Below are 14599 nucleotides of genomic sequence, written 5' to 3' on the forward strand. Positions count from 1 at the left end.
GATCAGGTGAATGGATCCTAAACCAGCCTACATGGATCCAAGTTTGTCTTCGTCTCCGGGAGGACCGTACCCGCCGCCGCCGGCTGCCGTGACGCGGATGATGTCGCCCCGATGCGCAACCAGCGACGACGCGTCCATGCCGACGTCCACCCACTCCGCACCGACGCGTCGCACGGCTACCGTGGCGGGGCTGCCCCGTCCACCCCCGGCGACGCCGCGCGCGCCGTGCTCGGCGAGACGCTGTTCCGATGCCACGCGTCCGGTCGCCACGTCGGCGAGGAGCTCGTAGTCTCGTCGCACGGCGAGTCCGCCGCGCCAGCGCCCGCTGCCGCCGGTCTCGGGCACGAGCTCGCACGCGCGCACTCGCCAGGGGTACTCGAGCTCGATGACCTCGGCCGGGATCAGCGCGCAGTTCGACGTGTACGAATCGATGCCGTCGTCACCGTCGAGTCCGGCGCGGGCGCCCCCGCCACCTCCGACCGTGTCCATGAGGGTCTTGGTCGCCCCCGTGCGCGGATCCGCGGCACGCATGAGGAGCACGGGGAACGAGACGTGGCTTGCGGCGACCGCGCGATCGGGCATCAGCTCGCCCAGCGCGCGGAACACCGCGTCGGTGAGGACCTGGACGGGCATGTGCCGCGAGACCACGGCAGCCGGTCGCCGGGGGTTGAAGAGCGAGCCGAGCGGGGCGACGACCTCGACGTGTCGCATGTACCCGTGGTTCTGACGGACTCCGGCACCGAGGAAGCAGCGGAGCGCGTAGTAGAGGCCGGAGTAGGTGCTCGACAGCGGCACATTGAACGTGCCGGACGTCTGCGCCGACGAGCCGGTCAGATCCACGAGCATCCGACCGTCACGGATCGCGAGTCGCACGCTCACTCGCAGCGGTTCACGGTAGTTGAGGCCATCGCCGTCGAGGAATCCTTCGGCCGTCACCTCTCGCTCCGGCCATGAGCGCAGGAGCGCAACGGCTCGAGCCGAGGTGTCGTCGATGAGGTCGGCCATCGCTGCGCCGACGGTGTCGGCGCCATGACGCGCGGCGAGTTCGCGAACGCGCGCGATCCCGCGGCGACAGGCCGAGAGCTGCGCCGTGACGTCACCCTCGACGGACTCGGGATCGCGGACGTTGCGCAGCAGCACGTCCCAGAGGGCGTCGTTTCGGACGCCACCCGCGGAGAGCTTGACCGGCGGCAGCTGGAGGCCTTCTTCGAAGATGTCGCGGGATGCCTCGTGGCCGGGGACGGTGCCGCGGTTGCGCGCAGAGACACCGCCGATATCGACGTGATGGGCGACGGTGGCGACGTAGCCGAGGAGCCTCCCCCCGGAGAACACGGGCGCGAACACCTCGACGTCCGGAAGGTGGGTCGCCCCCGAGTACGGGTCGTTCGTGAGGACGACATCGCCTTCGGCGAGCGGTCCGGTCAGGGCGAGGGCTCCGGCGAGCGCGAATTCGAGGGTGCCCGCCTGAGCGGGGATGAGGTTGGAGTCGGCCACCAGGCGACCGTCGGGATCGAGGAAGCCGCACGAGAAGTCGAGCATCTCGCGGATCATCGGCGAGAACGAGCTGCGCTGCAGCAGCAGCGACATCTCGTCGACGACGGCCTGGAATCCGTTCCACAGGAGTTCGCGCACGGCGACGTCGGCGACCCTCATGAGCGATCCCCCTGCGGCATTCGTTCCGCGCCCTGTTCGGGCATCCGCTCCAGCACCATGCCGACGCCGTCGACGCGAGCGACCCACCAGCCGTGCGGGATGAGGGTCGTCGTATCGGTCTGCTGAATCAGCGCGGGCCCGGCCAGCCCGACCGTCACCGCGGCACGGTCCAGGACGCGGTAGTCCACGGGCTGCCCCGATGACGTCCATCCCCTGCGGATCGACTCCGGTGCATCGATCGGCGCGCGCGTGTCGCCGCCGATCCAGTCCACGGCCACGCGTGACACGCGCGCCCGCACCCGGACGGTCACCAGCTCCACCGGGCTGTGCGGCCACGAGTGTCCGTACGCGGATTCGTGCGCCGCCCGGAAAGCGCCTTCGACGCGATCCAGGTCGTCCGGTCCGAAGGAGCAGTCCTCCGAGACCGGCACGGTGAGTTCGTATGCCTGCCCCGCGAATCGCAGATCGAGATCGAGGCTCAGCGTGGGCGCTTCGGCGCCGTCTCCGAGTGCGTCCGTGCCCTCGCGGATGAGTTCGCCGATGATCACGTCCAGGCGATCGTGGTCGATCGCGCGGAACGGCGCCACGTAGGTGCGGCGCAGCTCATGACTGCCGTCGCCCATCAGGAGTCCGAGCGCCGAGGTGAGTCCGGGGTAGCGCGGCACGATGACGCGTCCGATCCCGAGGTCGTCGGCGATCGCACACGCGTGCAGGGGCCCGGCACCGCCGAACGCGATGAGCGCACAACGGCGCACGTCGAATCCTCGACCGACCGTGACCAGTCTCAGCGCGTCCGCCATCTTGCCGTCGGCAATCCGTACCGCGGCGCCCGCCGCAGCCTCGGCACCGACCCCGAGGTGCGCGGCCACATGCCGTTCGATCGCCGCGCGCGACCGCTCCGGCTGAAGCGGCAGTCTCCCGCCGAGCAGCCCGCCGGGGTCGATCGAGCCGAGCACGATGTGCGCGTCGGTGAGCGCCGCGGTCTCGGCGACGCCGTAAGCGGCCGGCCCCGGATCGGCTCCGGCGCTGTCGGGCCCGACGCGCAGCGCCCCGAAATCGTCGACGCGCGCGAGTGATCCTCCCCCGGCGCCGATCGGCAGCACATCCAGCTGCGGCAGCGCGACGGGCATGCCCGCGACCTCGCCCCGGTACCGGCGGTGCGGCTGTCCGGCTTCGATCAGGGCGACGTCGGCACTCGTGCCTCCGACGTCGAGCATCACCAGATCGCGCTCGCCGAGCCGACGGCCGAGTTCCGCGGCGGCGACCGCGCCGGCTGCGGGGCCGGAGACCAGCAGGCTGACCGGGATCTCTTTCGCGACCGAAGCCGGCACGACGCCCCCGGTCGATGTCATGAGCTGGAACGCGCCCGCGAAGCCCCGATCGCGCAGCCGCGCGTCGAGTCGGTCGATGTACCCGCCGCTCCGTGGGAGGAGCGCGGCGTTGAGCGCCGTGGTGACCGCACGGGGATACTCCCGGAACTCGGGGGCGACGACCGACGAGATCGTCACGGGGATGCCGGGCAGCTCCTCACGCACCAGCTCGGCCGCGCGGCGCTCGTGGGTGGGGTCGGCGAACGAGAAGAGAAAGACGATCGCCACGGCATCGACCTCGGATGCGAGAGCGCGGGCGGCCGCGCGCACCTGATCTTCGTCGAGCGCGACGACCACCGCGCCGTCCGACGCCACGCGCTCGGCGATGCCGTGCACCCGCGCGCGGGGAACGATCGGTGCCGGCTTGCCCCGCCACGGGTCGTACAGATCGGGGCGCTGCTGCGTGCCGATCTCGAGGATGTCCTCGAATCCGGCGGACACCAGCATCCCGACCCGCGCGAAGTCGCCGAGGATCACCGCGTTCGTCGCGATCGTGGTGCCGTGCGCGACCGCGGCGATGTCTGCGAAGGCGAGCCCGGATGCTGCGAGCAGGCCGTCGATCGCCGTGATCAGCGCGATGCCGGGGTCGGCAGGCGTCGAGCGGACCTTGTGGACGTGCAGGTCGCCCGCCGCGGTGAGCAGGGCGGCATCCGTATGCGTCCCGCCGATGTCGACGGCGATCACGTGGCGGCGCGCGGTCATCCGATCTGCTCCACGAGGTCGGCGGCGGCGACGGCGGTGCCCCACGATAGGGCATAGCCCGCGCCGCCGTGGCCGTAGCAGTGCACGACATCGGTCTCGCCGATGCGCTCGCGCTCGACGCGCACGGTCGGTCGCACGGGCCTGAGCCCGACCGCTCGGCCGAGAACTGTCGCGTCGTCGAGCGCCGGCGCGATGGCACGAGCCCGGGTGACGAGATCGCGCTCGAGTCCTTCGTCGAAGCCGATATCGCTCGATTCGGCCTGGGACGGTCCGCCGATGACGACATCGTCGAACCGCGGCACCACGAACAGCGGCCCGAGCGCGCCGTCGCGCACCATCACAGTCCGCGTCAGTCCAGGGTTGGTCATCCGTACGATCTGCCCGCGCACGGAGGTCAGCGACGGATCGTCGACGAGGGCACCCGACCCGAAGCCCGCGGCGATCACGACGGGGGTCCCGTGCATGAGATCGGGTGCGGCATCGGCGGGCGACCGCGCGTCGCGGTGCACGACCTCGACCTCCGATCGACGGCATCGAGCGTGCAGCCAGGGCAGGTAGCGGGCGGTGTCGATCAGCGGGACCACCGAGACGGCACCGGCGCCGTAGCCGACCGGGAGCTCGTCGGCGCGGGCATCCCGGACGGGTCCGCCGAACCCGCGCATCCAGGGATCCGGTGTCCAGGCCGCCTCGCCGAGCGTGAGAGCCGCCTGCTCACGAATGCCCGCTTCGGGCTCGGCAGCCGCGATCCTGCGGAGTTCGGCGAGCGTGACGTACGCCCACTGGCGGACCCGTTCAGAACGCTCGACGAGCGTCGGGGCCCAGAGCGAAGCGGCGGCGACCGATGCGCTCCCGTCGACCGATGCGCTCCCGACATCGTCACGCGAGATCACCGTGACCGACCACCCGCGCTCACTCAGGACGAGTGCGCAGCTCAGGCCGATGACGCCGGCACCCACGACGACCACGGAACGCACGGAACTCCTTCGAGGGACGGGAAGGACAAGAATGGATCCTAAACTAGCGCACATGGATCCATACACTCATCCCCCCTCCGTGCTTCCGATTCGGATCATCGCCGGCGAGGTCGTGACCATGGATCCGCGCAATCCGCGCGCGGAGGCGATCGCGGTGCAGGGTGAGCGCATCGTCGCCGTCGGGTCGCTGGCGGCCGTGACCGCCGAGGTGGCCGCCCACGCAGCGGGTATCGCCGCACCCGTCGAGTCCGCTGCGGGATGCATCGTGCCCGGGTTCATCGACTCGCACTTCTACCTGCAGCGCGGCGGCATCAAAGTCGTCGACCTGTTGCGCGACAGCGAGCCGACGCTCGACGAGTTCCAGCGGGTCATGGCCGACACCGCGCTCGAACCCGACTGGCCGGCTGGGGAACCGACCGACCTCGAGCGACGCGAGGGCCTGCGCCGCATTCAGCCCCTGCTGCACGCGCTCGGCATCACCGGCGTCGCCGACCCGTGGGCCACGGCCGACGCCCTCCGCGTCTACCAGCAGGCCCACGCCGCGGGCGAGCTCACGCTGCGCGTCACCGCGATGCCGTACTTCGAGGGCCTGCGCGATCACCTGATCTCGCCCGACGAGGTGATCGCGCGCGTCGGGGGCCTCGGGATCGGGAGCGGATTCGGCGACAGCATCCTCTCTTTCGGAGCACTGAAGGTGTACGTCGACGGCGAGGGCAAGCGCCAGCAGGCCCTCCGCGAACAGCCGTGGCCGGCCACGGGAGTCACCGGGATCCAGGCGATCGACCCCGACGAGCTCGAGAAGATCGCCGACTTCTGCGCCACACGGGGGTGGGCGCTCGGCGTGCACGCCATCGGCGGCGCCGCGATGCGGCTCGCGCTCGACGCGTTCGAGCGGGTCGACGCGCGGACGCCGCTGGACGGGCTGCGATTCCGCCTCATCCATGCGTACCTCGAGCCGTCCGCCGACACGATCGCGCGCGCAGCCCGGATGGGCGTGCTCGTGTCGTCGCAGCCGGCGATCCAGTGGCAGAACGGCGCATGGCTGCGCGAGACCCTCGGAGCGTCGGCGGCGAGCGCGAACCCCCTGCGCTCGTGGCTCGACGGCGGCGTGCGCGTCGCGCTGGGATCGGACGGACCCTACTTCCCCTTCGACCCGCTGCGGCTCATGTGGTTCGTGCGCACCCGCGCCGTCTGCGGTGAGGAGGAGCCGGTCGGTGCCGAGCAGCAGCTCACCCCCGAAGAAGCCCTGCGCGCCTGCACGACCGACCCCGCGTACGCGGCTTTCGCCGATGACGAGCGGGGGATGCTGCGCCCCGGCATGCTCGCCGATTGGGCCGAGCTCTCGTTCGACCCCCTGACCTGTCGCGACGACGAGCTGCTCACCGGCACCGTCTTCCGCACGGTCGTGGGGGGCCGGGCGGTCTACGCGGGCTGAACCCACGACCTGGTGGGCGCGGGCGGTCAGCCCCGATCGAGCAGGCGACGCGGCTCGTCCACGAGCATCGCGGTCACCCTCGATGCGGGGATTCCTCGGGCGTCTAGGGCCGGGGCGATCACCGCGCCGAGGTGCCCGTAGCCGGGGCCGCCGTGCGCGGCGAGATGCGCCTTGGTCCAGATCGACGTCCCGAGCACGTGCCGGGCAGCCGGGTGCGCGTCGCAGAACGCGGCGAAGAAGTCGAGCCGTTCGAGATCCGAGGCGTTCTCGATGCGATCGGGGTGGCCGAACTCGGTACCGAAGCACATCTCGATCACCGCGCCGGCCGACGCGAGGTCCGACCAGTACGGCGCATCCATGAATTCGTCCGCGTTCGTGAAGACGATCCGGTCGGCGGGCAGGCCCTCCGCGGTGCACACGCCGAGGACCTCGAGCCCGTTGCGCGCGTCGGGGTCGAGACGCACGGTGATCGCCGCAGAACCGGTGAGCGCTGCGCGCGACGCCGCACGCAGCATCCCGCGCTCCTCGTCTCCGAAGACCGCCGTGGTCCCCATGATGCCGAGGATGCCGGCGCGGTACGCGGTGCCCGGCACGCCGTCGACGAGCGCGGTCACCAGGAGCGCCTCCCACTCGTCCTCGGCGAGGTCGGCGTCCCTCGCCGGGAGCGTGCGGCGGATGTAGGCGCCGTAGCTGCTGACCACGGCGACGCCCGAGCGGCGCGAGATCCCGGGAAGCCTGGCGTGACCGGGCCCCAGCCCCCACGAGCTCGCTTCGACGAGGGCCTGATGACCCGCGTCGGTCGCCGCGGCCAGCTCGCGGACGAGGAGCTCGTCGTCATCCAGCCGGAGGTTGTCGGCGAGGGCGAGCATGTTGTCGCGCACATAGGCGATCGTGTCGGGGCCGACCCGGTCGGATGCCGGCGCGGGGAGGGCGCCGTCGCGGCGCAGACTCGACGAATCGCTCGCGAGATGATCGTGGAACGAGGTCACGCCGAGCGCATCCGGGTCGATCGGCCCGAGGACGGTTTCGATCATCACTCTCCTTCGCGTTCACTGCTCCCGTTTGCGGATCCATTACAACAGATTTAGGATCCAATCATGACGCTGACAACCCGACCCGGCGAGATCTCCTCGGACGATCTCGAGAGCAAGCCCCTCGCACCCCCCAGCGCCGAGCCGCTGTCGGGCCTGATCACCATCCGCTCGCGGGTCGACTTCACCAACGACGATCGCACCGTGATCTCGGGGATCTGGGAATCGGAGGTCGGCACATCGCGCTGGGAGTTCCTCACCCGGGGCGAGATCATCCACGTCGTGTCGGGCGCGATGACGGTGCAGCGCGACGGCGAGGAGCCCGTCGAACTCACCGCCGGCAGCGCCGCGTACTTCCCGATCGGGTGGTGCGGCGTGTGGACGGTCACTGAGAAGCTCCGCAAGCTGTACGTCGTCTACAAGTGACTCACCGGTCATGACCCGCAAGAACACGCTGCAGCTGGGGACGTTCGGCACGAACCTGGCGCCCGGGATCACCTTCACGACGATCCCCGGTGCGCTCACGACCGACTGGTCTCGTGTGCGCCACCTCGCTCTCGCCGCCGAGCAGATGGATTTCGAGGCCATCGTGCCGATCTCGCGGTGGAAGGGGTACGGGGGCGAGCACAACCCGCACTCCGACGCCTACGAGACCCTCACCTGGGCCGCCGCGGTGGGTGCGGTGACGACCTCGGCGCGCATCTTCGCCACCGTCTCGATGCCGATCGTGCACCCGGTGATGGCCGCCAAACAGCTCGCCACGATCGACCATGTCACGGGCGGTCGCGCGGGCGTCAACGTGCTCGGCGGCTGGTACCGGCCCGAGATGCCGATGTTCGGCGGTGATCTGCTCGAGCACGACGCCCGCTACGACATGGCCGACGAGTGGATCGAGATCGTGCGACGGCTGTGGACCGAACCGGAGGAGTTCGACTTCTCAGGCGACTATTTCGAGCTCAGCGGGCTGTTCTCTATGCCGAAGCCGCTGGGCGAACGCCCCCGCATCATGAACGCCGCGATGTCGGGGCGCGGACTCGACTTCGCACTGCAGAACTCCGACGTGATCTACGTCAAGCTGCGCGACGACCGAGACGCGGCGGCGGAGCAGGTCGCCGATATCAAGCGGCAGGCGCGCGAGCGGTTCGACCGCGAGATCGAGGTGTGGACGTTCGGCTACGTCGTCGACGGCGAGACCGAGCAGGACGCGCAGGACTTCCTGCACTTCTACGCGCAGGAGCACGGAATGCACGATGCCGCGATCAACGCCCTGACGATCATGGGCGTGGAGGCGGCCGTCGCAGGTGACAATTCGACGGCGGCGCGGCGGTTCAACTGGGTCGCGGGCGATGGCGGAGTCCCGCTCGTGGGCACCGCCGCGCAGGTCGCGGACGGGCTCGAATGGCTCGCAGACGTCGGGATCGACGGATGTCTGCTGGGCTGGCCGCTCTGGGAGGAGGGGATGGCGCGCTTCGAGCGCGACATCCTGCCCCTGCTTGTCGCACGCGGTCTGCGCGCAGCCGACCCGCACTGATTCCCTCTGGTCACCCGGCTGGAGCCGAGCGCTCCAGCCACACAAAAGTCCGCAGACACACTGCCGAACACGGACGAAGAGCGACGCTCAGCTATGAGATGCCGCGATGCTCAATGCATCGCATTCTTCATACTAGTATTTCAGTCGTCGATCTGCCTGAGAGGTTTATGTGTCTGTGTCGAGTGTGAGTTCTGGTGTGTCCAGCGCGCGTGTCGTGGGGCGCGTGGGTCTGGGCGTGGTGTTGACGGGGTGCCTGGTGCTGGGGTTGGGTGCCGTGTCCGCGATCGCAGCCGAAGGCGATGACGGGGCCGCTGGAGCGACGCCCGTGGTCGGCGGGTTCGGTCTGGGCGATGGGGTGGAAGGGCTGATAGACGAACGGGTGGGGTCGTTCTCGCTGGGCCTACCCGCCGCGGGGCTGGGTCTGCAGTGGGATTCCCGTGCGATCGGAGCCGACGAGGTCGGTTTCGGTCCGGGGTGGACACTGTCGGGCCTGGGGCGCGTCGGCGTGACCGGAGGCCTGACGGTGTTCCCCGCCTCGGGCGGCGCCTATCCCGCCGATGCGAGCGTTCCCAGCGGCCTGGCCGGATACGTGCTCGGCGATGTGGTGTTCTCTCAGACGGGCGGAATGCTCCCGGGCCGTGCCGATGGGCAGGTCGGCGACCGCGAGTACGCGTTCACGCTGTCTCAGACCGGCGGGACGACCACGTACTTCAGCGCGACCGGCCAGCCGTTCACCCAGGTGAACGCATTCAAGAACCGGACCGACTGGGAATGGGAAACCACCGCACCGCACCGGTTGCAGCGCGTCATCGATGGGCTGGGCGTGGTGACCGGGGTGGACTGGTCCGACCCCGCCGCCGTCACCATCACCCGTACCACGGGCACGGGCACGCGCACCGGGACGGGCACGGGCACGGGCACGGGCACGCCGAGCGTGGTCTCGAGCGTGGCCGAACGGGACGGCGACCACGTCATCGGCATGATCGATCCGACCGGGGGCCGGGTATCGGTCGGATACGACACCACCGGACGGATCTCACGGATCAGCGGGGTCTCCGGCGCCACCACCGAAGTGTCGTGGCAGACCCTGGCCGACGGATCGACCGCGGTCGACAAAGTCCGCGTGATCGACGGGCTCACCGGTCAAGAACTCTCCGCGAGAGAATGGGATGCCCTCACCGCCGTCGCCTCCGGCTGGCCCGTCTACGCCGGCGAGAGCGACGTGTTCTCCTCTGGTGACAACACATTCCACTACCAGACCGCCCTGTCCGACGGCGCCACACGGGTGATCTCGGAATACAACTCCACCCACCTCCTGATCGACCGGTCCGTCGAAGTCACCACACCCTCAGGACCGGTCACTCTCCAGGAACAGGCATTCGAGTACCCCGGAACGGAGGACGACAAAGTCCCCGCACCGTGGGACCTGCCCGCGCAGTTCAACCGCCCCACCACCACCCACGTGATCTTCCGCGACACCGCAGGCCGAGAACGCGACACCTCCGAACAATACGAATACGACACTTACGGGCGACTGACCTCCCACACCTCCACGGACGGTGCCGTCACCGAAACAACCTATGACGACACCGTCCCCGCCGGTGAAGTGCTGCCGATCGGGCTCCCCCTCACGAAGACGGTCACCACCCCCGACGGACTCATCTCCCAGACACGAAACGGGTTCAACGATGCCCACACCGCCCGCGCAGTGGTAGAGACACTCGCCGGGAAGACAGGGGAAGAACTGACCCGCATCGGGCGCACCGAGTACACCGTCGATCCGGACGGGTTCCTCTCCGAAGAACGCGTATTCGGACAGGGCGGCACCGGCCAACCGGTCGTCACGACCCACGCCAAGCACATCGACCTCCCCTCAGCAACCCTGGCGTTCGCGGACACGACCGCCGCCGGAACCGATCTCGCCACCACCACGAGCAAGGTGTCGGACCTGGTGGTCGGGCAGACGGTCTCGCAGACCGACGTCGTCGGCAACACGGCGGTTGCGGAATACGAGCCGTCGGGGCGGGTCACCGCACAGACGGACGCCAGTGGCAACACCACCCGTACGAAATACCTGACGGTGCAGGCGGACGGGATCAACGCAACCGTCGTTTCCGCACCGGACGGGACGGTAACCACCACCGAGACGGATGTGCTGGGTCGGGTGACGAAGGTGACCGACAACCTCAAGGACGGAAACCCCACGGACGGATTCGTCCGGGTAATGGAGACGAGGGCATACCCCGCCCCAGGAACCATGGAGATCACCGACGCGTGGGGCGCAGTCACCGTCACCAAGAAGGATGTACTCGGCCGCGAAGCGGAAACGGTCGCCCCGACGGGGCTGAGCAAGATTACGCGCTACGACGATGTCGCTCACACTGTCACGACCGGCCTCAGTCCGACGGGCGACCTGAGGGATGCGGAATACACCAGCACGCAGACGCTGGACCCCGCCGGACAAGTCGCGCAGACTACCGGCGCCCGCGCCGACCAGGAACCCGTCCCCACCGTCCAGTCCGAGTTCGATGGACTCGGGCGTGAGATCGCCAGTACCGACGGGACCACGCGGACCGAGGTGCAGCGGGATGCGTTCGGAAACCCCACCGTCACCACGATCACCCCGCAGAACTCCGCCGGGCTGCCCGTGACCGCAGAGCGCCGATTCGACCAGTTCGGCACGAGTGTGGAGAAGACCCTCAGCTCAGGCGACCAATCCCGCTCCGGCACGGCTCGCACCCTCGACATCCTCGGCCAGATCCTGACAGAGACGGACCAGGAGGGAGCGACGACGACATACACGTACACAGCCGACGGGAAGGTCGCTGAGGCCGCCACCGGCTACGGCCAGATCACGACCAACACGTATGACTCGGTGACGAGGGCGCTGACCGAGACGGTGACGACGTCTCCGCTCGGGGACGAGGTCCGCACCGCGTTCGAGTACGACCGGGTCACCGGGAACCTCCTCGCCGTGTTCGACCCGGCAGACCGTGCGGGTACGCAGATCTCGTACACGTATGACGGGTTCCACAATCCGACGAGTGTCACGTACCCGGATGGGAAGCGGATCACCCACACGTACGACGGCAATGGTCGCGAGATGACGACGGCCGACATCGCCGGGAACACCACGTCGTACGCGTATGACACGACCGGTCGGCTCATCAGCGCCGTGCAAGCCAGCCCCGACGGGACGGAGCTGGGCCGAGTCGGGTACACGTACGACGAGTACTCCCGTATCAGCGACGTCTCCCGCGGCAACGAGGTCACCACCGGGTACACGTACACGTCGCTGGACCAGATCGCCACCGAGACGACCACCGGGCCGGATGGCAACATCCAAGACGCCCGCACCTACACCTACGACAAGCGCGGGAACCTCACCCACCGCACCGACACCACTGCGGATGCTGCGGGCGGGGCGGATCCGACGAGTACCACCACGACAACCACGTACGAGTACGACGGGAACGACCGGCTCATCCACTCGGTCCTCTCCGACGGTGACTCCTCCGAGGGGGCGTTCGTGTCCGACACCGGCTATGAGCTGACCGTGTCGGGTGACATCACCCGGGAGACCGTCACGACCGTCGAGGCCGCCACCGGCGTGAACACGACGACGACACGGGACTTCACTTACACGCCCACAGGGGAGATCGCGGGGATCACGACGACGAGCCCGGACGGAACGAGCACGACCGCGACCCCGGCCTACGATGCGGCCGGAAACCTCACCCAGGCGGTCGACGGCACCCGGTACACCTACAATGCTCTGAATCAACCGGTGACTGAGTCCATCCCGACCGGGGGCACCCTCTCAACCACGTACTGGGCGACCGGGCTACGCGCTGACCTCACCACCACCGACCCGGCAGACGGCGCCGCCCAGGCCGGGTTCTACTACGACGACGCCACCCTCATCAATGACACCCACAGCCAGAACAAGGTCCCGACCGGGACGGCGTCGTACCTGATCGGCACCAGCCGACAAGCCCGGACCACCGCCGGGCCCGATCCGGAACCGGGCGCCGAGGCCGACACGGTGTACTACACCCACGACCGGCACGGAAACATCACCGCCCTCACCGGGGCCGACGGCACCCCCACCACCCGGTACACCTACACCGACTACGGCACCCCCACGACCACGGGGACGAGCACGGCCACCGACACCGCATCCGGATGGGTCGGAGACCTGGCCTACCAGCCGTTCCAGTACGCCGGCGAACCGACCGCCCCCGACGGCACGCAGTACCTGCAAGTCCGCACGTACGACCCCGGCGCGATGCGGTTCACCACGAAAGACACCGCGCGACTGCACAACACCTACAACTACGCGAACCTCAACCCGGTCATGATGACCGACCCCACCGGCCACGATGCGTTCGGGGACGGAATCCTCAACATCATGGCACTCGTGGGCATCGGCGTCGCCGTCTACAGTTTCGTCTCCACCTTGATGACCGTGGCACCGGTGGGACTTCCCGCGCTGGGATTTGTGGGTGCACTGACTGCGAGCCTCGGGATCGCCGCCGATCTTTACAGCATCGCCCTCGGGATCGGGCGGCTCTACACCCAAAGGGCCGACAACGCCGATCCTGGTGCCAAAGCCTTCTTCTCGTCCGACGCCGCTACCGTGACAGAGTTCGTCGGCGTTGCCGTCGGGTTCGTCGCAGCCCAAGCCCTCAAGAAGATCGTGGCACGCCTGCCCGTGCCGAGGGAGACCATCCGTGAGGCGGATGTTCGCCACTACCTCAGAACAGAATCCTCCGAAGCGCGGGCCTCCAATCGACTCGGCACGCCCGAGGAATCCACTCTCGAAAACACACCGCTCATAAACGAGTACGACGACATCATCGAGACACCGAAGGTCACCGATGCATTGACTGCCTACGAATCACTCGTGAAGAACAAGCGCCGGTTGATGCTACTCGTCAACGGCGAAGCGGACCTCGCCCCCTACGACGTGGGCAAACAAGTACTCAAGAACGGACTGTGGAACGACCTCAAACCGATGGCCACGGAACTGCACCCCGAGCCGTCTAAGCTGACGCTTCCGAGCGATGTGGCGGAAATTGTGCGAAGCTACGTCGTCTCCAGCAGGCAAGACCTGATGCGAGAGTTCCGGACCACCATCTACGACAGGATCACCGCCGCGAGGCAGCCGTTTTTCAGGGGGTGCACCCTCAGGGAATGGGGCATGTATCGCGAAGCAGACGAGGCGGACCTTGCGGACAACACCGCACGGCTTCTCACCGCAGATGACTGATCGTGAAGTAGTCATACTCGCTTAGGGGGGCTGACGAAGATCACGCGATACGACGATGTCGCGCACACTGTCACGACCGGCCTGAGCCCGACGGGCGAACTGAGGGACGCCGAACACACCACCACTCAGACTCTGGATGCCGCCGGACACGTCACGCAGACCACAGGCACCCGGGCCGACCAGCAACCCATCCCGACCGTCCAGTCGGCGTTCGACGGACTCGGGCGTGAGATCACGAACACGGACGGAACCACCCGCACAGAGGTGCAGCGCGATGTGGCCGGAAATCCGACCAGCACCACGATCACCAGGCCACGACCGACCAGGACGGTGCCATCCAAGACGCCCGCACCTACACCTACGACCAGCGCGGCAACCTCACCCGACCGAAGCGCGCGGTCTGCGCACAGCCGACCGGCTCTGATCCCTCGACTCACCCGTCTGAAGCCGCACCCTCACGTCGAGATAGGAGGCCGCAGAAACTCCACGGTCGCAGAGCGTCACACGGCCACCCAGAGCGATGCGCAGCGCCGAATCCCGCGATGGTCAGAAGCCGAGACTTCTCAATACTAGTATTCAGATGTCCGTTTTTCTGAGAGGTTGCTGTGCCTGTTTTCAGTGTGGGTTTTCG

At 68.5% G+C, this 14599-nt stretch carries 8 protein-coding genes; 4 read left to right on the plus strand and 4 right to left on the minus strand.

Annotated elements, in window-relative coordinates; translation table 11 throughout:
• Positions 1–27: 27 nt before the first annotated feature.
• From F6B43_RS11365 to F6B43_RS11375, 3 genes are read right to left on the minus strand one after another with little or no spacing between them, the layout of a single operon-like run.
• Positions 28–1653, minus strand: coding sequence for a hydantoinase B/oxoprolinase family protein (locus F6B43_RS11365; RefSeq protein ID WP_170285631.1), 1626 nt, complete (start codon positions 1651–1653; stop codon positions 28–30).
• Entirely contained in the window at positions 1650–3725 is a 2076-nt protein-coding gene (locus tag F6B43_RS11370; RefSeq protein WP_150449041.1) for a hydantoinase/oxoprolinase family protein, read from the minus strand. The genes F6B43_RS11365 and F6B43_RS11370 overlap by 4 nt, the downstream gene beginning before the upstream one ends.
• The gene (locus F6B43_RS11375) at positions 3722–4699 is read right to left on the minus strand and encodes an NAD(P)/FAD-dependent oxidoreductase (RefSeq protein WP_170285632.1); all 978 of its coding nucleotides are present in this window, start codon (positions 4697–4699) and stop codon (positions 3722–3724) included. The genes F6B43_RS11370 and F6B43_RS11375 overlap by 4 nt, the downstream gene beginning before the upstream one ends.
• A gap of 52 nt (positions 4700–4751) precedes the next feature.
• Here F6B43_RS11375 and F6B43_RS11380 point away from each other — a divergent pair, with 52 nt between their 5' ends.
• Positions 4752–6134 carry an amidohydrolase gene (locus F6B43_RS11380; protein ID WP_170285633.1) on the plus strand — a complete coding sequence of 461 codons (1383 nt, stop codon included), beginning with the start codon at positions 4752–4754 and terminating at the stop codon, positions 6132–6134.
• Positions 6135–6160: 26 nt separating this feature from the next.
• On the opposite strand, the gene F6B43_RS11385 is transcribed toward F6B43_RS11380, so the two are convergent.
• A complete protein-coding gene (locus F6B43_RS11385) occupies positions 6161–7168 on the minus strand; it encodes a phosphotriesterase family protein (protein ID WP_150449044.1) in 1008 nt (335 codons plus the stop codon).
• A 63-nt stretch (positions 7169–7231) separates the two neighbouring features.
• Here F6B43_RS11385 and F6B43_RS11390 point away from each other — a divergent pair, with 63 nt between their 5' ends.
• From F6B43_RS11390 to F6B43_RS11400, 3 genes are all read left to right on the plus strand, one after another.
• Positions 7232–7591, plus strand: coding sequence for a cupin domain-containing protein (locus F6B43_RS11390; RefSeq protein ID WP_150449045.1), 360 nt, complete (start codon positions 7232–7234; stop codon positions 7589–7591).
• A gap of 10 nt (positions 7592–7601) precedes the next feature.
• Positions 7602–8696, plus strand: a complete 1095-nt coding sequence (locus F6B43_RS11395) for an LLM class flavin-dependent oxidoreductase (protein ID WP_150449046.1) — start codon at positions 7602–7604, stop codon at positions 8694–8696.
• A gap of 196 nt (positions 8697–8892) precedes the next feature.
• Positions 8893–13968 (plus strand): RHS repeat protein, encoded by a 5076-nt coding sequence (locus F6B43_RS11400; protein WP_150449047.1) that lies wholly within the window; start codon positions 8893–8895, stop codon positions 13966–13968.
• Positions 13969–14599 lie beyond the last annotated feature (631 nt).

The organism is Microbacterium rhizomatis (assembly GCF_008710745.1).
In the GTDB taxonomy this organism is placed as follows: domain Bacteria; phylum Actinomycetota; class Actinomycetes; order Actinomycetales; family Microbacteriaceae; genus Microbacterium; species Microbacterium rhizomatis.

Coding starts and splice junctions, on each gene's coding strand:
- F6B43_RS11390 (WP_150449045.1), top strand. CDS start 7,232: ATGACGCTGACAACCCGACCCGGCGAGATCTCCTCGGACGATCTCGAG.
- F6B43_RS11370 (WP_150449041.1), bottom strand. CDS start 3,725: ATGACCGCGCGCCGCCACGTGATCGCCGTCGACATCGGCGGGACGCAT.
- F6B43_RS11385 (WP_150449044.1), bottom strand. CDS start 7,168: ATGATCGAAACCGTCCTCGGGCCGATCGACCCGGATGCGCTCGGCGTG.
- F6B43_RS11380 (WP_170285633.1), top strand. CDS start 4,752: ATGGATCCATACACTCATCCCCCCTCCGTGCTTCCGATTCGGATCATC.
- F6B43_RS11365 (WP_170285631.1), bottom strand. CDS start 1,653: ATGAGGGTCGCCGACGTCGCCGTGCGCGAACTCCTGTGGAACGGATTC.
- F6B43_RS11395 (WP_150449046.1), top strand. CDS start 7,602: ATGACCCGCAAGAACACGCTGCAGCTGGGGACGTTCGGCACGAACCTG.